The sequence below is a fragment of the Cyanobium sp. Lug-B genome (genome assembly GCF_024345635.1).
Classification (GTDB): domain Bacteria; phylum Cyanobacteriota; class Cyanobacteriia; order PCC-6307; family Cyanobiaceae; genus Cyanobium; species Cyanobium minutissimum.
The window spans coordinates 26,264-44,047 of the sequence record NZ_JAGQBM010000022.1; the positions used below are offsets into that span (position 1 = coordinate 26,264).

The 17,784-nt window shown below is 61.7% G+C and carries 18 protein-coding genes and 1 riboswitch; of the genes, 2 read left to right on the top strand and 16 right to left on the bottom strand.

All coding sequences use genetic code 11. The annotated features are described in order from the left end of the window. Nucleotides 1-2: 2 nt before the first annotated feature. The 5 genes from rfbF to KBY81_RS07480 all read right to left on the bottom strand — a co-directional run bounded on the left by rfbF (nucleotide 3) and on the right by KBY81_RS07480 (nucleotide 6,965). Nucleotides 3-776 (bottom strand): glucose-1-phosphate cytidylyltransferase, encoded by a 774-nt coding sequence (gene rfbF / locus KBY81_RS07460; RefSeq protein WP_159817594.1) that lies wholly within the window; start codon nucleotides 774-776, stop codon nucleotides 3-5. A gap of 263 nt (nucleotides 777-1,039) precedes the next feature. After that, on the bottom strand, nucleotides 1,040-4,384 hold the full coding sequence (locus KBY81_RS07465; RefSeq protein ID WP_254976111.1) for a helicase HerA domain-containing protein: 3,345 nt from the start codon (nucleotides 4,382-4,384) through the stop codon (nucleotides 1,040-1,042). A 4-nt stretch (nucleotides 4,385-4,388) separates the two neighbouring features. Further along, complete coding sequence (locus tag KBY81_RS07470) at nucleotides 4,389-5,036, bottom strand: hypothetical protein (RefSeq protein WP_254976112.1); 648 nt, start codon at nucleotides 5,034-5,036, stop codon at nucleotides 4,389-4,391. Beyond that, a complete protein-coding gene (locus KBY81_RS07475; RefSeq protein ID WP_254976113.1) occupies nucleotides 5,033-6,100 on the bottom strand; it encodes an endonuclease domain-containing protein in 1,068 nt (355 codons plus the stop codon). The genes KBY81_RS07470 and KBY81_RS07475 overlap by 4 nt, the downstream gene beginning before the upstream one ends. Nucleotides 6,101-6,293: 193 nt before the next feature. Continuing rightward, on the bottom strand, nucleotides 6,294-6,965 hold the full coding sequence (locus KBY81_RS07480) for a hypothetical protein (protein WP_254976114.1): 672 nt from the start codon (nucleotides 6,963-6,965) through the stop codon (nucleotides 6,294-6,296). Between the two features lie 355 nt (nucleotides 6,966-7,320). Here KBY81_RS07480 and KBY81_RS07485 point away from each other — a divergent pair, with 355 nt between their 5' ends. Beyond that, the gene (locus KBY81_RS07485; RefSeq protein ID WP_254976115.1) at nucleotides 7,321-8,805 is read left to right on the top strand and encodes an ATP-binding protein; all 1,485 of its coding nucleotides are present in this window, start codon (nucleotides 7,321-7,323) and stop codon (nucleotides 8,803-8,805) included. Between the two features lie 202 nt (nucleotides 8,806-9,007). Here KBY81_RS07485 and KBY81_RS07490 read toward each other — a convergent pair whose 3' ends face one another. The 11 genes from KBY81_RS07490 to ruvB form a co-directional block, all read right to left on the bottom strand. Continuing rightward, entirely contained in the window at nucleotides 9,008-9,874 is an 867-nt protein-coding gene (locus tag KBY81_RS07490) for an MBL fold metallo-hydrolase (RefSeq protein ID WP_315858494.1), read from the bottom strand. 241 nt (nucleotides 9,875-10,115) lie between these two features. Continuing rightward, nucleotides 10,116-10,283: a hypothetical protein gene (locus tag KBY81_RS07495; protein ID WP_254976116.1), complete on the bottom strand. Its 168-nt coding sequence runs from the start codon at nucleotides 10,281-10,283 to the stop codon at nucleotides 10,116-10,118. 73 nt (nucleotides 10,284-10,356) lie between these two features. Continuing rightward, on the bottom strand, nucleotides 10,357-10,581 hold the full coding sequence (locus KBY81_RS16730; RefSeq protein ID WP_396103668.1) for a type II toxin-antitoxin system HicA family toxin: 225 nt from the start codon (nucleotides 10,579-10,581) through the stop codon (nucleotides 10,357-10,359). Next, nucleotides 10,578-10,793 carry a type II toxin-antitoxin system HicB family antitoxin gene (locus KBY81_RS16735; RefSeq protein ID WP_106222915.1) on the bottom strand — a complete coding sequence of 72 codons (216 nt, stop codon included), beginning with the start codon at nucleotides 10,791-10,793 and terminating at the stop codon, nucleotides 10,578-10,580. Before KBY81_RS16735 ends, KBY81_RS16730 begins: the two co-directional genes overlap by 4 nt. An 80-nt stretch (nucleotides 10,794-10,873) precedes the next feature. After that, nucleotides 10,874-11,344 carry a cupin domain-containing protein gene (locus tag KBY81_RS07500; protein WP_254976117.1) on the bottom strand — a complete coding sequence of 157 codons (471 nt, stop codon included), beginning with the start codon at nucleotides 11,342-11,344 and terminating at the stop codon, nucleotides 10,874-10,876. A gap of 7 nt (nucleotides 11,345-11,351) precedes the next feature. After that, the gene (thiC, locus tag KBY81_RS07505) at nucleotides 11,352-12,740 is read right to left on the bottom strand and encodes a phosphomethylpyrimidine synthase ThiC (RefSeq protein ID WP_106222913.1); all 1,389 of its coding nucleotides are present in this window, start codon (nucleotides 12,738-12,740) and stop codon (nucleotides 11,352-11,354) included. 93 nt (nucleotides 12,741-12,833) lie between these two features. Further along, nucleotides 12,834-12,950, bottom strand: a riboswitch (TPP riboswitch). Between the two features lie 133 nt (nucleotides 12,951-13,083). Then, complete coding sequence (locus tag KBY81_RS07510; protein WP_254976118.1) at nucleotides 13,084-13,683, bottom strand: HEAT repeat domain-containing protein; 600 nt, start codon at nucleotides 13,681-13,683, stop codon at nucleotides 13,084-13,086. Nucleotides 13,684-13,688: 5 nt separating this feature from the next. Further along, nucleotides 13,689-13,952: a DUF3188 domain-containing protein gene (locus KBY81_RS07515; RefSeq protein WP_106222911.1), complete on the bottom strand. Its 264-nt coding sequence runs from the start codon at nucleotides 13,950-13,952 to the stop codon at nucleotides 13,689-13,691. After that, complete coding sequence (locus tag KBY81_RS07520; protein WP_254976119.1) at nucleotides 13,949-15,190, bottom strand: amidohydrolase; 1,242 nt, start codon at nucleotides 15,188-15,190, stop codon at nucleotides 13,949-13,951. The genes KBY81_RS07515 and KBY81_RS07520 overlap by 4 nt, the downstream gene beginning before the upstream one ends. A gap of 34 nt (nucleotides 15,191-15,224) precedes the next feature. Continuing rightward, a complete protein-coding gene (locus KBY81_RS07525; RefSeq protein ID WP_181280222.1) occupies nucleotides 15,225-16,046 on the bottom strand; it encodes a tetratricopeptide repeat protein in 822 nt (273 codons plus the stop codon). Then, nucleotides 16,043-17,113, bottom strand: coding sequence for a Holliday junction branch migration DNA helicase RuvB (gene ruvB, locus KBY81_RS07530; RefSeq protein WP_254976120.1), 1,071 nt, complete (start codon nucleotides 17,111-17,113; stop codon nucleotides 16,043-16,045). Before ruvB ends, KBY81_RS07525 begins: the two co-directional genes overlap by 4 nt. 62 nt (nucleotides 17,114-17,175) lie before the next feature. Between ruvB and smpB the strand changes: the two genes are divergently transcribed. Continuing rightward, the gene (smpB, locus tag KBY81_RS07535; RefSeq protein ID WP_159817618.1) at nucleotides 17,176-17,676 is read left to right on the top strand and encodes an SsrA-binding protein SmpB; all 501 of its coding nucleotides are present in this window, start codon (nucleotides 17,176-17,178) and stop codon (nucleotides 17,674-17,676) included. Nucleotides 17,677-17,784: the final 108 nt, after the last annotated feature.

The following is a 17,784-nucleotide window of genomic DNA, read 5'->3' on the forward strand; positions in this document are numbered from 1 at the left end:
GGTCAGCTCCAGACCTTCCAGGGGGCGCGGCCCTGCTGCCAGAGGTCCTCCAGGCGCTGGCGGTCGCGCAGGGTGTCCATGGGCTGCCAGAAGCCGCGGTGCTTGAAGGAGCTGAGCTGGCCCTGGGTGGCCAGGGCCTTGAGGGGCGCCTGCTCCCAGACGCACTGGTCGCCGTCGACCAGGTCGATCACGGCAGGCTCGAGCACGAAGAAGCCGCCGTTGATCCAGGCGTTGTCACCGTCGGGCTTCTCCTCGAAATCAGCCACCGCATCCCCTTCCAGGTGCAGGGCGCCGTAGCGACCGGGGGGCTGGACGGCGGTGAGGGTGGCCTGCAGACCCTCGCGGCGGTGGTGGGCGATCAGGGCGGTGATGTCCACATCGGCGACGCCGTCGCCGTAGGTGAAGCAGAAGGATTCCCCGGGCGGCAGGTAGCTGCGCACCCGGGCCAGACGGCCGCCGGTGAGGGTGGCGTCGCCGGTGTCAACCAGGGTGACCTTCCAGGGCTCGGCCTTCTGGCGGTGCACTTCCATGTGGTTGAGATCCATATGGAAGGTGACATCACTGGTGTGCAGGAAATAGTTGGCGAAGTATTCCTTGATCACATAGCCCTTGTAGCCACAACAGATGATGAAATCGTTGATGCCGTGGTGGCTGTAGATCTTGAGGATGTGCCACAGGATCGGCTTGCCGCCGATCTCCACCATCGGCTTGGGCCGCAGGTGGGTCTCCTCGGCGAGTCGGGTACCCAGTCCACCGGCCAGGATGACGGCTTTCATCAAAAGGGAAGGCGGGGAGTGGAAGGCTGAACCGCCGGCCGCAGCGGGGCGATGGCTCAAGACTGCGGTGGAACCTAGCAAAGGCACCACTTCACACCATGCGCAGGCAGGTCTGGAGCCCTAGTAGCAGACCGTAGCCGCGCTTGAAGCATTTGCATCCTGGAAAGCAAGTTCTGACCTTTGCTGGGCAACTCAAATTTGGAACTCCCCGGAGGTCCCTTCAGCCGATGACCCAAGGAAATCTAGGCTAGGCCCATAAGGTGCTACGAACTTGAAGCAGCCATAGCATGCCTTGAAACGGCCGCCCTCTGGATGACTTCCTCTTCGCTGAGTGGGGATGGGGGGTGGAAAGAGAGACACAAAGGCGTGCGGATCTTGGCTGGTGGATTGATGCCTTCGGAACTGATGTAGAACTGGCCGGTTTTTAGTCTAGAAACTTCATCCGGATTCCCCCCCCGCTGGCTAACGGCCTCGCCTACCACGGCGATGGCTGCAGGAGAGTTGGCCTTGCCAAAGAACTGCGTGGTGCAGTTGGCAATGACATTGTGATCGATGCTCTTTGGGGCTTGGGTAGCTACTACAATCCCCAATCCGTACTTCCTTGCTTGGGCGACAAGGCGGTTAAAGCTCGACTTGCAAGCTGTCGACTCTCTGGAAGGCACGAAGTCCTTGGCCTCATCCAGAACCAGCAGACCTCGAAGAGGGATTTGCGGAGGCGGAGGATTTTTCTTGATCCAAACAAATAGAGACATAAAGAGTTGGTTGAGAAATTGCCTCTGTGCAGAGAGACCCTGGAGGCCGCACAAGTTAATCACCGAAACTCTCGTCTTGCTACAGCTAGATTCGGTACCGAGAAGGATGGCTGGGTCGAGGATGTGGCCGCTCTGGCGAAGCAGTGGGTTGTTTTGCACTTCTGCCCAGAGAACTCCAGCCATCTCCTGAGCGCGCTTATTAGCTGTGGCTATGCCATCGCAGGCCTCCGGTGGAAGATCACGAAGGAAGCCAATGAAGTCACCCAAATCTCCCCCAGGTACCAACGAGGCAAAGTGATTGAGCGCAGCCTTGAGGATGCCCCGTTTCAGAAGAGCAGCTTGAGAATTGCCCTGGGCCGCGACATCCTGCAGAGCATCGCGGGCCATATCAGTAGCCTGATCAAGTTCCTCGAGGTCCTCAATGGCAGCGAAGTTCGGTAGTGGACTAAGTTGCAGAGGATTTCCAGATTCCCTGCCAGGAGTCCAAAGAACCACGTCACTCTTGCTGTGATAAGCCTCAGCCTTCTGCTCGTCGCCGCTGCCCCAGGCGGCAGGCAGGCGGTCCCAGCGATCTCCCAAGCGCGCCAGATCATTTGCGCCATCGATCACTATTGAGGGTATCCCTTGCAATGCTGCCTCTTCCACCAGCCGGCGGATCAAGACAGTTTTCCCGGAGCCGCTACCGGCAAGGATAACTGTATGTCGGCCTAGGTCTCCAAGATCAAGGAAAGTAGAAGGGCCGTCAAGGTTCCCAATCAGTCGAACACCGACAGGAATGCGGGCACCAGCTTCATGAGCAACTCCTACTTCAACAACATCAATTCCTGCCGGCACAGGAGCAGTGCTGGCCGAATGCCACGTGGCTTCTCCGTAAGGGCCCAAGCTCGCTGACGATGGCTTGCCAGAAGGCCAGGCCGATCCTGGTGAGGGGATTGGGAGTTGGTTTGCACGGCCAGTCGTCCATCCCTCAGGATGAGGAACATTCGTAGTGTCCAAGCCCTGAGATTGCGGGCTGGACAAAGAAGGTTGTTCACCGTGATTCGTTAACCAGGCGACGGCTGTCCTGAGAAATGCCAGTTGGGAGACTGGCCGCCGTTGAGACTGCCAGAGATCAAAATCCACTGGATTGCTTTCATTGAGCCGTCGGAGAGCCTCAAGCCGAGATAAGTCTTCGACTGGGATGGAAAGGAACTCCCCACCAGCAGCATGGAACTGCTGGGTGAGGTTTTGGCTTGAGGGACCTGCAGGAGGAGGGAAATTGCGGAAGATCAGAAGCTGGCGATGATTTAGGCCCCTTCCGATCCCAGCGGCGCCCATAGCCAGTTGCATACGGTTGTTGTAAGCCCTAGCATTGGATCTGAGGAGAACCCTCAGGCTGAGATGGCGTTCAAGGCCGCCCTTGGAGTGTAAGATCTGCCGGATACGGGCATGAAGAGGACGTGTTCTTGATCCGCCTGTGAACTGAGTGTCTACTTCATAATCAATATCATCATCATGTAGCTCAAGCGCCAGACAATTAATTGCGAACTGAAGAAGGGAGGCAACATCCGAGTCTTCTTGACTCTCATCATTGATATCTGGAGAGATACAGGCCGGGAAAAGCTCCGCGTAATCCTGGTCGAACGGATGATAGGGATGCGCTGAAGGCAGAGCCCTCTCAGGAGAAACCAATTCAGTGATTCTACCATTTTCAAGGCATTTCTGGCGGTGGCGGTCACACTGCTTCAGCAACTCCCGTGGCAACATCCCCTTAGCACCACGGAAAAACTCCGCCGAAAATGGCCAGCTACTGTAGGGAGGCTCGATGCCGTAATTCTGGTAAGCGGCACGAAGCCGATTGGCAACCATCCCTGATGTTGAATCAGAGTCGTAGACATTAGCCAGAAAGATCGAAGAAGATTCAAATCTGTCCTTGTAGGAGCTTTGAGTAACGGATGCGATCTGATCCCACGTCTTCTCGATGCAGGTTACGATAGAAAGTGTTCGAAAAGTCTTGTCCCGCAACGCCGAAAAACCACCAGCAATGCCTTCAACAATGGAAGTAGAGAGCTTTTGCTCATCTGAACTTGGATTCTCCATACTGGAGACAAGGCTGTGCTGCGTCACGATGCTGTCGAGCTGATCCAGCGCCAGAACTGTGCAGTGGGAAAGTCCAATCAGCCATGAGATCCCTTCGACAGCCTCCATGGAGGTAGAACAGGGGCGCGAAAATCCAAAGCGTCTGAAGTCCGTCTCCTCCAGGGGGATTCCCAACAACCAGTTGTACGCCATGGCAGAGACTTCGAACTCGTCTGAACCCAGGAGCAGAGATGCTCGTAGGACATCAGAGAACTTCCTAGTGGATGCTTTATCGAGGTGGGACAAGCCTCTAAACAGTGCGCTTAGATTAGAGAGCCAGGAGGGATGACTACAGTCACTCAGCTGATTAAGGGTGAATGGAACGTTGACGCAGCGCAACAAACCGCGTAAAGCGAGGGCTAGTTGCGTATGACCCGTTGGAGTCACCTGCTCCAAAGAAGAGAGGAAACCCTGATTCACAGTTTCCCAGAACTCCCGCACATCCGTCATGTCCACGAGGATGAAGATCTGTGCCCGGGAGAGAACATGCTGTCGAATAGCACTCAACAAATGCGTCTTTCCAGCACCAGCATTCCCTCGAATCACTAGACCTAGAGGGGATCTAGCATCTAGAGATCGCATCAGCGTGTTGATACGGGAAAAGATGACAGCTCTTTCGTCACCATGGATGGATGGAATGTCGTAGCCGATGTCCGTCCAAACGCTTCTCAAGTGAACGGCCCACTCGAAATCAACCTCCGATAAGGCCTGCAGTGCCTCGACAGCGATATCGGCCATGACGCTACCTCGGCAGGTAAAGGACGTGCTTGGGTTGGCCAGCGATGAAGATGGCTGCTGCCCTGTCTTCGGGTGTCACGTCAGAAGGCTGTTCCAGCATCATCAGCTGGATGGCTTTTGACTGATCCATCTGGAGCAAGACTCCATCCAGGGCTTCGCGTGAATGAGCCAGAAGCGCAGTACGTAGATCCGCAAGCTTGACTCTGCGCTCATACTCACCACCAGTGATCGAGAGACAAGCAGATCGAACCTGATCTGACAGACTCTGATGAGATGCCGCTAGAGGAGGAAAAGGTGCTTCATGCTGGGGCAATCGGATGGTCGAAATCACTTCAGCGAGCCTTACCTCGTTCTTTGCCAGGAATCTCACGAGAGCCTGAATCAGCTTCTCCAGCACAGGAGTGGCATTGGGAGACAAGCAGAGTTGAATCACGTCCTGCCGCTCGGCCCATTCCCAACCCTTATCGGCAAGAAGGAGATGGTATGACCTTCCCCGCTTCTCCTCTTCGATCAGATGTGCGTCAAGCAGCTGTCTACGCTCAGCGGCGCTGAGCTTGGGCTTTGCCGTAGAACGCGAGGGCTCGTGCCCAGGGCCTGCCACAACCAGGCTCCAGAGCACTAGGGCCTGCTTAGGTGATGGATCAAAGGTCATGGCATTGAGGCCATCAATGCAGACAGCTGCTGACGACGAAATACTACTGTCTGCCGAAGCTTAGCGATGGCCTCCTCGGTCTCCTCCATCACAACACTATGGGGCAGCCTCAGCACGAGATAGTCGCTGATCAACAGCTCGTAGTCCCGCTGACGGTCCTCGCAAAACGCTGAAGGACTGCTGTGGTGGCGATAGCCATCCACCTCAACTACAAGCCTCCCCTTTGCCCAGAGCAGATCCACTAGATGGCAGGTTCCGAGCACGGTCCGCACCAAAAGGTTGAAATCAAACAGTCCCGCTAGCTCATGATCCGCCGCTAACCGTGCGGCCAGCAGCTGTTCTCCCGGGCTACAGGGATGAGGTTGGCCATGAATCGGCCAAAGCTTGAAAGTCTCTTCATCGGGGATCGCCGCGACGGAAGCGGGATCCACCAAAGAGGTGAGATCCTCAGCTTGATATGTGATGCTATCGAGAGCGGAGCTAGCGGCCAGCTCCGGTGGAATGACAACCATAATGCGTGCCTTCGCGGTCTTCGCCAGCCAGCTGCAGACCTGTGCCAAACTCCGTAGACGATCCTCTTGCTGATTGGGGCTAGTGAGCGCCATCAGAACAATTCCATGATCAAGACCGAGAGCCATGGCCAGCTGCTGGCACTGAACGGTGCGGCTAAAGCTACGGATCAAAGGCACAGAACCGCTGGCAATACAAGATGCGGCCTTCGTCAGCCAGACGAGAGAAAGGCGGGGGATCTCTTGTTGGAGCTGGAGTCCCGCTGCATCCCTAGCGAGCAGTTGCTCGATGTTTCGAGTCTTGATCTTTGACGTAGACAAGAGACTTGAATACCAATAAGGCCAGATAGCCAGTGCTAGGCTTGACATCTGGGCCAGCACATCATTCAGCAGATCATCATGGGATGGCAGCGTTTGCCAGAATTGTGTAGTCAGGCGTCCTGTAAGACTTTTCCGAATGGACTGGCGAACGGCAGGGATCAATTTGAGGGGATCATTGCTGATCACAACTTGGATTTGTCGACAATCGGATTGCGAAAAGAAATCGGATGGCATCTGTGTATTGTCTTATCTCGATTGTAGATGATCGAAACCATATTCACACCAGCAATAAAGATCCGGAACAGATTTACGCTCTAGATCAGAAGCTGGAAGTGGCTGTACGCATTGGCAGCCCACTCCCACGCCCATCGTCTGTATCTGGATGTTGGACCGCCATAACATCAGCACAGTCAGATCCACAATCTGCCTAAGAAGCGACGACTTCAGCATTCTTCTGACGCAACTCCGACTGAAACTGCGAGACGATCTGCCCGACTAGTGACTTCATGATCGTTGCCGACTTTTCAAAATAGACCTTGTCGACTACCAGACATTCACCAACTACTCCACGAGCAGCCTCATCCGTCTTCGAAAGATAGACAGGGTTGATTACGCCAGAGTTATGGACAAGGATATCGCGAGTTGCCTTTATTTCACGCCAAGCCAATTTCAGTTTATCATCAAGACTTATTCCTAGCACCTTCTCAAGATAAGTCAATTGAGCCTTGGGGCCAGCGTAGAACACATTTGCAAGCTCCATATCGACGATCCGTGCGACTGCATCTTGAACAGAGGCTGAGTTGATCACAAAGTCGACTTCAACCTTCTGTGTATGGTTGATGCCCTGGACGCGGCATTTTAGTCGCCTTGGATCGAAGATAAGAACTTCACGCAACAAATCGATTAAGCAGGCTTCGACCTGAGCAACAAAGTACACGAACACCGAATGATAAATGCGTACCCCCACCGCATCGCGGATGATTCGTTCGACAGAGGCTGGTTCACGCGGGACAGTCTTGTTGGCCTTCTTCGAAGGAACTGTGAATCTCTGCTGGGATAGGAAGTCTGGATCAGCAAGTGACTTCTTAAGTGAGCTCAAGGCTGCAGAGCACCATATACACGTGTCATTTATTTCGCGGTGGGTGCGAGTACGACAAGAGCCCACGAAGCTAAACAGATCATTCTCGTTCATCTGACACCATCCACAAGTTCGTCTGAGAGGTTCTCTGTATCACATTAGCGACTTAAGCAGCCGATCCAACGCAGCCTCTTATTGGCAGGCAGGAACTGCAAGAACGCGACAGCAGAGAGCCTTTCATAGCCTGTCAACTCGAGGGGGTAGTGAGGCTTCGCTAACTCTGACAAGACTGCCATCCCAGCCACTGGCAACCCTCTGGGCAGATTAAGCCTAGACGCTGATATCTGCTAAGATCAGGGAACTGACCTTAGCCTAGATGCTTGAGATTGCCAAGGAGGATATCGTCGCAAGGCTTTATTTTGATAACCCATGGTGGGAATCGGACTTTGATGGAAAGGTTCAGTACCAAGACAAGCCTAGGAGAAAGTACTTTCAGTCGTTCTTTGCTGCTGTTTGCGATAAGACAGTTAATCGGGCAGTTGTCTTGATGGGCCCTAGGAGGGTCGGAAAGACAGTAATGGTCATGCACGCTATTCGAGAGCTTATTGATTCGGGCATCGAGCCTAACCATATCATCTATATATCTCTTGAAACGCCAGTTTACACCGGACTATCACTCGCTAAACTTTTGGGACTGTACCAGAATCAGTTTAATCACGGCCGCTCCGAGTCACTTTACATATTCTTTGACGAGGTCCAGTATCTACGTGATTGGGAAGTTCATCTAAAATCCCTTGTAGACTCGTATAGTGACTATAAGTTTACAGCTACAGGATCAGCTGCGGCAGCTCTCAGGCTTAGAAGTGTTGAGTCAGGAGCAGGAAGATTTAGTGACTACATTCTTCCTCCGCTGACTTTTGCCGAATATCTGCATTTTATAGGAAGAGAAAGCGAGTTGATAGTGCAGAAGGAATCTCCTAGGAATCCAGAGACGAGCCTAGACTACAGCCCTTTAGACATTAACGAGCTAAATGCTGAATTCATTAAGTATATGAACTATGGTGGCTATCCAGAGGCCGTCTTCTCCGAATCAATTCGCGAGAATCCATATCAGTTTATAAAAAGCGATATAATTGACAAGGTTCTTTTACGCGATCTGCCCAGCCTTTATGGAATCAGCGACATACAAGAGCTAAATAAGTTGTTTAATACTTTGGCCTATAATAGCGGCAATGAGGTTAGCCTTGAAGCGCTGTCAAAGCAATCGGGTGTCGCAAAGAATACGATTAAGCGATATCTGGAATACCTAGAAGCCGCATTTCTTATTAAGCGAGTTGAGCGAATTGACCAGACTGCCAAACGTTTCAAGCGCGCAGTTTCGTTTAAAGTGTACTTAGTCAATCCCTCAATGAGAGCAGCTCTCTTCGGCCAAATCGACCCTGAGTCTGAAGCCATGGGGGCGCTAACTGAAACAGCTGTATTTAGTCAATGGCAGCACAGCCAGCAAACTCAGCTTTACTATGCCCGCTGGAAATCAGGTGAAGTTGACATCGTAAGCCTTGGATCAGTTGACCAGCAACCTTCATGGGCTGTTGAGGTAAAGTGGAGTGATCGGCCATATCAAGTTCGTCGAGAACTTGATAATTGCATCGAATTCATTCAGCGCAACCCGGGGATTAGCCAACCCATGTTGATAACAAGCAAGACTGTTCTCGACGAGAATGTTCTTTACAATGGCGTTCGGTTTCAGTTTGCTCCATCAAGTCTTTACGCATATACGCTTGGTATCAATCTCCTAAAGAGCGTCGAAGGTAGGCACAAGTTTATGAGAATGGCCATATCGAACAATCAAATAATTTAGGCCTATCTTGTTCTTCTGTGGCATCGAGAACCACCCCCAACCGGCAGGTCCATTCCAGACAACACAACTAAGTTCACAGCAGGCAGTCTCTGAAACCCTTGGCCCGCAACAGCACTTTATCCAGGGGCACCAACCCCAGCCATGCTTAACGAGTCCGTGAACCACTTGTGTCCACGGCTACAACAGAGCGCACTGGTGTAATTCAACCAGGCTGATCCAACGGCAGCCCCTGCGCTTTCCAGGCCCTCAGACCGCCACGCATGTTGGCCACCTGGGTCAGCCCCTTCTTCTGCAGGTGTTGCGTGGCCAAGGCGGAGCGGCTGCCGGAGTGGCAAAGCACCACCGTGGGCCGATCCGTTGGGATCTCGTCGGCCCGGCGCTGCAACTCAGGCAGGGGAATCAGCAGGCTGCCCGGGATGCGTCCGTCCGGGCCCTGCACTTCCGCTTCGGAACGCACGTCCACCAGCGTCAGGGCCTCGCGGTGGCCGGCCACCCAGTCGGCCGTCAGTTCCGGCAGGCCGGCATAGCTGCGCTCGATCGGTGCCCAGTCGTCCGCCTCCTCCAAGCCACCGTCAGCGGGCCGGCCGGAGCGCAGGTTGGCAGGCACGGCCACGGAGATCCGGTTGGGGTGGGGGAGGTGCAGGTTCTCCATGTAGCCCACGAAGTCGCGCTCGTCGGCCTCGCCCCCGAGCCGGCCGCTGTAATCGTGGGCCGGGTAGAGCAGGCAGTGGTCGGGCAGGGAGAGGAGCTGCCCGGTGATCGAGTGATACAGCGTGGAGGCATCCCCCTGCTGAAAGTCGCAGCGGCCGCAGCCCCGTACCAGCAGGGCATCACCGGTGAAGGCCACGCTGTGGTCATCGAGCACGACGCTGAGGCAACCGTCGGTGTGGCCGGGGGTGGCGCGCACCACCAGGTGGCGACCGCCGAAGCTCACCCGATCCCCATGGCGCAGGGGCAGGGTCACGTTCTCGGCCCCGGCGACGGCGGCCAGGGCTATGGCGCAGCCGGTGGCCCGGTGCAGCCGCCAGCTGCCGCTCACGTGGTCGGCGTGGACGGGGGTGCTGCTCATGCACCGAATCGATCAGCACCCCATGCCGGGAGGCCACGTCCGCCAGCAGGTAGGTGAAGGTGCTGGTCTCGGCGTCGAACAGCTGACGCAGCAGCAGCGGCGCACCGCCGGCGGCGGCCGCCAGGGCGAAGGGAGCGTTGGAAGCCATCGCGTCTCGGGCGTCAGCCCTGCAGCTTCGGCGGGCCTTCCGCCAGCACGCCCTGCAGGTAGGCGCCCACGAACATCCCGGCCAGCATCGGTTTCACCTCAAGGGAAAAGGGCAGCCCCAGCAGCGTGGCTCACGCAGCCGCGGGGCCAGCCGGAAGCCGATGGTGTTGACCGTCAGGGCCGCCGCCATCACCAGCAGCAGGCCGAGGAACAGTCCCCCGAACAGATAGGACGTGACGCCATTGGGGAAAGGGAAGCCCAATCGATGCGGTCACCGAAGAAGCTTGGACCATAAACACATCGGTGGCGGGAGGCAACTCCCGGCCGTGGACGGTTTACAGAAGCTCTTGCAGTCTGGCTCTTGTGACCTTGACATCACGAAGAATGCTTGCCAGAAGGCCAGGCCCCAACGTTTCCTTGGAATGAGCGGGCACAACCGTCGCTCTACGGTCTGGGTGCCTCAGGAAATGGTGACTACCTTTCACCCTGATTTCTTCAAAGCCAATGTCTTTCAACGCTGCGATGAGAGCCTTTCCTGAAACCGCAGAATATCTCGTCACACCTCAACGGTAACGCGCTGCACTCCTACGAAGTCAAGCGACTCAGGGGCGGTACCGGCGACTTCAAGGCAGAGCTCAATGGCCTCCTTGACTCGCTCCATTAATTGATCCAAGGATTGGGCCTGCGTATGACAACCGGGCAGTGCCGGGACGGTCGCCACAAAGAAACCTTCTGAATCCCTTTCGACGACGACATCAAATTGTCTAGACATTGAAGACACCTCCTCAATTCACTCTAGCGGCTTTGCCTCTGCCCTCCGCCCTAGCTCACAAGCCGACCAGACCCTCCCGGTCAGTAGGAGTCAAACGCCTTGATCACTGACAGCACCCCCGGAAACACCTCACCCAGCGCCCCCAACTCCATGCGCTCCACCCGCTCCGGATCCACCCGCCCCCACACACTGGTGCCCAGCAGCGCGTAGCCGAAGGCGCCACCCGGAGCCACCCGTCCGGCATGAAACGTGCCACTGGCAATCGCCAGCTGGGGCCGCTCCCCCGCCGCCAGATCGCTTCCCACCCGATGCCGTGAGGCCACGCCCTCGGCAGACACCAACAGCACCTCCAGTGGATCCCCCAGGTAGTGGTGATACACCTGATCCTGGGCGATGCGATGCAGCTGGATGCCCCGCTCCGGGCTGGCCAGGAAGTAGAGGGCACCGCCAGGGATCGCTTCAGAAACGAAGCTCTGAGCCACCAGGCCGCAGGTGCGGTGGGGCTCCAGGCCCAGGAGGGTGATCACCTCCTGGGCCGTTGGCTGTGCCACCCCCAACTCAGACCCCCAGCGGTTCCCCCTGGGCCTTCTTCTGCTCGGCCAGCACCTGCTCCAGACCCTCGATGTCTTCGTCGGTGATCTTGGTCTGCATCGGGCAGTGCTTGGGGCCGCACATCGAGCAGAACTCGGCCTGCTTGTAGATGTCGGCCGGCAGGGTTTCGTCGTGGTACTCGCGGGCCCGCTCCGGATCCAGGCTGAGGTCGAACTGCTTGTTCCAGTCGAAGGCGTAGCGGGCGCGGCTGAGCTCGTCGTCGCGGTCGCGGGCACCGGGGCGGTGGCGGGCGATGTCGGCGGCGTGGGCGGCGATCTTGTAGGCGATCAGGCCCTCGCGCACGTCTTCGGCGTTGGGCAGGCCCAGGTGCTCCTTCGGCGTCACGTAGCAGAGCATCGCCGTGCCGTGCCAGCCGGCAAGGGCCGCACCGATGGCGCTGGTGATGTGGTCGTAGCCGGGGGCGATGTCCGTCACCAGCGGGCCGAGCACGTAGAAGGGCGCCTCGCTGCACTCCTCCATCTGCTTCTTGACGTTGAACTCGATCTGGTCCATCGGCACATGGCCCGGACCCTCCACCATCACCTGCACGTCGTGCTTCCAGGCGCGGCGGGTGAGTTCACCCAGGGTCTTCAGCTCCGCCAGCTGGGCCGCATCGGAGGCATCGTGCTGGCAGCCCGGCCGCAGCGAATCCCCGAGGGAGAAGCTGCAGTCGTAGCGCTTGAAGATCTCGCAGATGTCTTCGAAGCGGGTGAACAGCGGGTTCTGGCGGTGGTGGTACAGCATCCACTGGGCCAGGATGCCGCCGCCGCGGCTGACGATGCCGGTGAGCCGGCCCTTCACCAGCGGCAGGTGCTCGATCAGCAGGCCCGCATGGATCGTCTGGTAGTCGACGCCCTGCTGGCAGTGCTTCTCGATCACATGCAGGAAGTCGTCCTCATCGAGCTTCTCGATCATCCCGTGCACGCTCTCCAGCGCCTGGTACACGGGCACCGTGCCGATCGGCACCGTGGAGGCGTTGATGATCGCCGTGCGCACCTCATCGAGGTTCACGCCGCCGGTGGAGAGGTCCATCACGGTGTCGGCGCCGTACTTCACGGCCAGCTTCAGCTTGGCCACCTCCTCATCGAGGTCGGAGGCATTGGGGGAGGCGCCGATGTTGGCGTTCACCTTGCACTTGCTGGCGATGCCGATCGCCATCGGCTCCAGGCCGGGGTGCTCAATGTTGGCGGGGATGATCATGCGGCCCCGGGCCACCTCCTCCATCACCAGGCTCTCGGGCAGGTTTTCCCGCTTGGCCACGTAGGCCATCTCCTCGGTGATCACCCCCTGGCGGGCGTAATGCAGCTGGGTGACGTTGGCTTGACCACGACGCTTCTGGATCCAGGCGCTGCGCATGACGGGAAAGGCAGAGGACGGGGCGTCACGCCGGCGGTGGCCGGACAGGGACGTTGGGGCCGAAAGGGTGGGGCCGAATGGACGGTGGGCAGCCTGAGAGCTTCCGCACTTCCCTGCGCCGGCATGACCCGGATCAGGTTCGGAGGGTGTGATCTCAGCCCTGGGCGAAGCGATCGGTGGATCCTGCGCCGGGCACCCCTAGTGACCTTGGAAAGCTAGCAAGGCTGAAGAAGGTCAAGGGGTAGGCCACAAGGATTCCGGGATCTGTACTGGCTGTACAGATCCGCCCGACAGCGCGCCACCCCATCACAAGGCCCCGCGAGCCCCCGGCCCGGGGCAGGGGTCAGCCCTGCAGGCCGTCCAGGGCCACGGCCGTCACCCGGTGGTCGCCGTCGCCCTGCAGCGCCGCCAGGGCCTCGCGGGCCTGGGCCGCCTCCGGCCCCCGGCCCTCGCGCACCAGGCGCCCGCGGATCTCGGCCCCGCCGGCCCGCACCGTGCCGTCGCCATCGGCCACCGCCTCCCGGGCCAGCTCCAGCAGCCAGGCCGGAGGCATGGCCTCCTGCTCGGCCAGGGCCGAGAGGATGCTGCAGCGCACCAGCCACTGGTCGTCGGCCACGAAGGCATCCCGCAGCAGGGGCCAGGCCCGCTCCACCCCGTAGCTGGCCAGGGCGTTGGCGGCCTCGGCGCGCACGTTGGCGTCCTCGTCCTGGCGCACCGCCGTCGCCAGGGCCGCCCAGCCCGCCTCGCTGCGTTTCACCCCCAGCCCGGCGCAGGCCAGTGAGCGGATCACGAAGGTGGTCTGCTCCAGCCCCAGCAGCAGCAGCGGGATCGCCGCCTCCGGCTCCACCCCCCGCAACCCCGCCAGGGCGGGCATGGCCCGGCTCGGATCGCCCGAGGCGATCGCCTGCCGGGCCGCTTCCAGATCGGGGGTGGAGTCACTCACGGGGATCAGGGCGGGGATCCTTCACCTTGGCGCAGCGCGCCGCAGGCTGGGGGCCCCTGGCGCAGGGCCCGCAACAGCTCGGCCCGGCGCCGCCGCCGCCGGATCCAGCTGGTGGTGAGCAGGCCGGCGCCGATTACCAGGGCGGGCACCGCCGGCAGCCGGTCGGTCCCCTGGCGGGTGAGCAGCACCAGCAGGGCCAGCAGGATCAGCAGCGGCGAGGAGAGCGCCAGCAGCGCCGCCCGGAAGCGGGAGGGCCGACGGCCGCTCAAACCGGCTGCTCCATCCAGCGCAGCAGGCTGAGGGTGAGCACCTTGATGCCCACCTCCAGGCAGCCCTCATCCGGATCGAAGCTGTTGCTGTGCAGGGGCGTGCAGCCGCCCGGCCCGGCCACCCCCAGGCGGAACATGGTGCCGCGGGTGCCCTCCAGCAGCTGGGCGAAGTCCTCGGCGCCCAGCGACGGCTGCTCCAGCCACTGCACCCGGGAGCGGCCCAGCAGCGCCACGGCCGCATCGGCCACCAGCTGAGTGAGCTCCGGGTCGTTGTGAACCGGCGGCGAGATGCAGCGGTAATGCACCCGGGCCTCACCGCCATGGCCCTTGCAGAGCGCATGCACGGTGTCTTCGATCCAGCCCGGCAGCTGGGCGTGCACCTCCAGGTCCAGGCAGCGCACGGTGCCCAGCAGCCGCACGTGGTCGGCGATCACGTTGAAGGCCTTGCCCCCCTCGATCAGCCCGAAGCTGACCACCACCGGATGCAGCGGATCCAGCCGCCGGCTGATCGCCTCCTGCAGCCCGCTCACCACCCGGGCGGCGATCCAGATCGCATCGGTGCTCTGGTGCGGGCGGGCGCCGTGGCCCCCTTCCCCCAGCACCTCCACCTCCAGCTCCCCCGCCGCGGCCGTGAGGCTGCCGCTGCGCACCCCCACCGTGCCCACCTCCAGGCTCGGAAACACGTGCACCCCGAACAGGGCCTGCACCCCCTCCATCGCCCCGTCGGCCCGCATCCAGGCCGCCCCCTCGGCCGTCTCCTCCGCCGGCTGGAACAGCAGCCGCACCCGGGCCGTGAGCCGATCCGCCATCCCGGCCAGCAGCCGCGCCACCCCCAGGCCCACGGTGGTGTGGATGTCGTGGCCGCAGGCATGCATCAGGCCCTGGCGGCTGGAGGCATAGGGCAGCTCGGTGCGCTCCTCGATCGGCAGGGCATCCATGTCGGCCCGCAGGGCCACCAGCGGCGCCCCCACCGGCCCCAGCTCAGCCACCACCCCGGTGCGGCCCACCCCTTCCCGCACCTCCCAGCCCCAGCGCCGCAGCTCCCCGGCCACCAGGGCGGCGGTCTGCTGTTCGTGGCCGCTCAGCTCGGGGTGGCGGTGGATGTGGCGGCGGATCTGGATCAGCTCCGGCAGCAGCGACCGCAGGGTGTCCTCCAGCCCCAGGGCGTCCCAGGCCCCATCCCCCCCCTCGGCAGGGCCACCACGGGCGGCGATGGGGGAGACGGACAGCGGGGTCATGGGCGGAGGGGGAGGCCGAGGGGTCGAAGCCGGTTCAGGAGGCCAGGGCCAGGAACTGGGCCAGAGCCTGCACGGGCACGGGCGGCCAGCGCCGTATCTGCAACAGCCATTCTTCCTGCCGGTAGCGGGGATCGAGCCCGGAGGCCGCGGCCCAGTGGCTCTCGGCCTCGCCCCGGGCCCCCCGCCGCCACAGCAGCGCCGTCAGGCCGGCGCGGGCATCGGCGAACAGGGGGTAGCGGCGGATCAGGTCGCGCAGCTGCTTCTCCGCCACCGTGGTGTCCCCCAGCTGGAAGGCGGCCAGGGCGGCGCTGGAGCGGGCCATGGCGAAGCCCGGCCGGGCGGCGGCGGCCGCCTCGAAACAGGCGCGGGCCGCCGGCCAGTCGCCCCGGGAGCCCTCCACGTTGCCCAGGTTGTAGAGGGCGGAGGCATCCTCCGGATTCCGTTCCAGGATCCAGGCGTAGTCGGCGGCGGCCTCCGGCCAAAGGCCCAGGGCCTCCTCGGCGGTGCCCCGGTTGAGGTGGGGGTCGGCGCTGGCGGGCTCCAGGGCGATGGCCCGGTCCTGGTCGGCGATCGCCGCCCTGGCATCCCCCAGGGCCAGCTGCACGTTGCCGCGGTTGCTCCAGGCCGAAGCGTCCTCGGGCGCCAGATCCACCACCCGGTCCCACAGCGGCAGGGCCTCGCCGAAATGACCCTCGCGGCTGGCGGCCAGGGCCTGCTCGAACAGGGCCGGCAGCGACGTCGCCCCCACCGCTGCTCCCGCCCCTGCGCCGCCATCGGCCCGCAGGGCCGGCGGCCAGGCCAGCAGCCCCACCAGCAGCACCAGCAGGGGCAGCACCGCCACTGCGCGCCGTCTCATGCCGCCACCGCGGAGGCACCGTCGAGGTGGGCGCGGCCGGCGGGGGTGACGACCCGCCCCCGGGGCGTGCGCTGCAGGAAGCCCAGCTGCAGCAGGTAGGGCTCCACCACCGCTTCAAGGGTGGCGGGATCCTCCCCCAGCCCCGCCGCCAGGGTTTCCAGCCCCACCGGCCCGCCGCCATAGGTCTCCAGCATCAGGCCCAGCAGGCGCCGGTCGCTGGCATCGAGGCCGCGGCCGTCCACCCGGTGCAGGGACAGGGCCTCCTCCACCAGCGCCGCATCGATCCGGCCGTGGCCCCCCACCGCCGCCACGTCCCGCACCCGGCGCAGCAGCCGGTTGGCGATGCGGGGCGTGCCCCGGCAGCGGCGGGCCACCTCCTGGGCGGCGCAGGGCTGCAGGGCCAGCTGCAGCAGGCCGGCGGCCCGCACCACGATCGCCTCGAGGTCATCGAGGCCATAGAACTCCAGCCGCTGGATCAGGCCGAAGCGATCCCGCAGCGGCGAGCTCAGCGAACCGGCGCGGGTGGTGGCCCCCACCAGGGTGAACGGGGCCACCTCCAGGCTGCGGGTGCGGGCCGTGGTGCCCTTGCCGACGGTGAGGTCGAGGCGGAAATCCTCCATGGCGGGGTAGAGGATCTCCTCGGCCACCCGGTTGAGCCGGTGGATCTCATCGATGAACAGCACCTCACGGGGCTGCAGGTTCACCAGCAGGCCGACGATGTCGCGCGGGCGCTCCAGAGCCGGGGCGCTGGTGATCCGGCAGCGAACCCCCAGCTCCTCGGCCAGCACCAGGGCCATGGTGGTCTTGCCGAGGCCGGGGGGGCCGTAGAGCAGCACGTGGTCGAGGGCCTCCTGGCGGCGGCGGGTGGCCTCGACGGCGATGCGCAGCACCTGCTTCAGCTCGCTCTGGCCGATGTAGTCATCCAGACGGCGGGGCCGCAGGCCGTCCTCCCGCACGGGGGGCTCCTCGACGGCGGCGGTCGGGTCCACGAGCCGCTCCGCAGCCGCCCCGGACCGCGGCCCCAAGGGAGCGGGTGCGGCCGTTCCTCCCGAAGAGATGATCGCCATGGTTGGAGGGTACCGGCTGCTGCCTAGGGTCGGGGAGCTCCCAGGTGATCAGGAACTCGGCGATGGCGAAGGGGCCCGGCAGGAAGGGTGGTGGCGCCAAGGGCGCCGACCCGGCCAACCGGCTGCTGGCCGACAACCGCCTGGCCCGTCACCAGTACGAGATTCTCGAAACCCTTGAGACCGGCATCGAGCTGCTGGGCACCGAGGTGAAATCAATCCGGGCCGGCCAGGTGAACCTGCGCGACGGCTTCTGCCTGATCCGCAACGGCGAGATGCAGCTTCACAACGTTCACATCTCCCCCCACAGCCACGCCGGCAAGTTCTTCAACCACGAGCCGCTGCGGGTGCGCAAGCTGCTGGCCCACCGCCGCGAGATCGACAAGCTGCGTGTCGCCCTCGACCAGAAGGGCCTCACCCTGATCCCCCTGAACCTGCACCTCAAGGGCTCCTGGATCAAGATCACCATCGGCCTGGGCAAGGGCCGCAAGCTGCACGACAAGCGCGCGGATGAGAAGAACAAGCAGATCGCCAAGGAGACCCGGGCCGCCGTCGCCCGGCTCTGAAGCCCGGCTTCAGTTGCTGGGCGGTGCGGGCGGCGCCGGTGGACTGGCGGGGGCCGGGGACGCCGGGGCCGCGGGGGCCGGCGTGGCCCCGGGGGTGGCCGGGGCCGG

What these genes read in the sequence shown, in the direction of transcription:
- rfbF (WP_159817594.1), bottom strand. Translation starts at nt 776, where the DNA reads ATGAAAGCCGTCATCCTGGCCGGTGGACTGGGTACCCGACTCGCCGAG.
- KBY81_RS07475 (WP_254976113.1), bottom strand. Translation starts at nt 6,100, where the DNA reads ATGCCATCCGATTTCTTTTCGCAATCCGATTGTCGACAAATCCAAGTT.
- KBY81_RS07485 (WP_254976115.1), top strand. Translation starts at nt 7,321, where the DNA reads ATGCTTGAGATTGCCAAGGAGGATATCGTCGCAAGGCTTTATTTTGAT.
- KBY81_RS07465 (WP_254976111.1), bottom strand. Translation starts at nt 4,384, where the DNA reads ATGGCCGATATCGCTGTCGAGGCACTGCAGGCCTTATCGGAGGTTGAT.
- thiC (WP_106222913.1), bottom strand. Translation starts at nt 12,740, where the DNA reads ATGCGCAGCGCCTGGATCCAGAAGCGTCGTGGTCAAGCCAACGTCACC.
- KBY81_RS07525 (WP_181280222.1), bottom strand. Translation starts at nt 16,046, where the DNA reads ATGAGACGGCGCGCAGTGGCGGTGCTGCCCCTGCTGGTGCTGCTGGTG.
- ruvB (WP_254976120.1), bottom strand. Translation starts at nt 17,113, where the DNA reads ATGGCGATCATCTCTTCGGGAGGAACGGCCGCACCCGCTCCCTTGGGG.
- KBY81_RS07470 (WP_254976112.1), bottom strand. Translation starts at nt 5,036, where the DNA reads ATGACCTTTGATCCATCACCTAAGCAGGCCCTAGTGCTCTGGAGCCTG.
- KBY81_RS16735 (WP_106222915.1), bottom strand. Translation starts at nt 10,793, where the DNA reads ATGTCTAGACAATTTGATGTCGTCGTCGAAAGGGATTCAGAAGGTTTC.
- KBY81_RS07520 (WP_254976119.1), bottom strand. Translation starts at nt 15,190, where the DNA reads ATGACCCCGCTGTCCGTCTCCCCCATCGCCGCCCGTGGTGGCCCTGCC.
- KBY81_RS07490 (WP_315858494.1), bottom strand. Translation starts at nt 9,874, where the DNA reads ATGAGCAGCACCCCCGTCCACGCCGACCACGTGAGCGGCAGCTGGCGG.
- smpB (WP_159817618.1), top strand. Translation starts at nt 17,176, where the DNA reads ATGGCGAAGGGGCCCGGCAGGAAGGGTGGTGGCGCCAAGGGCGCCGAC.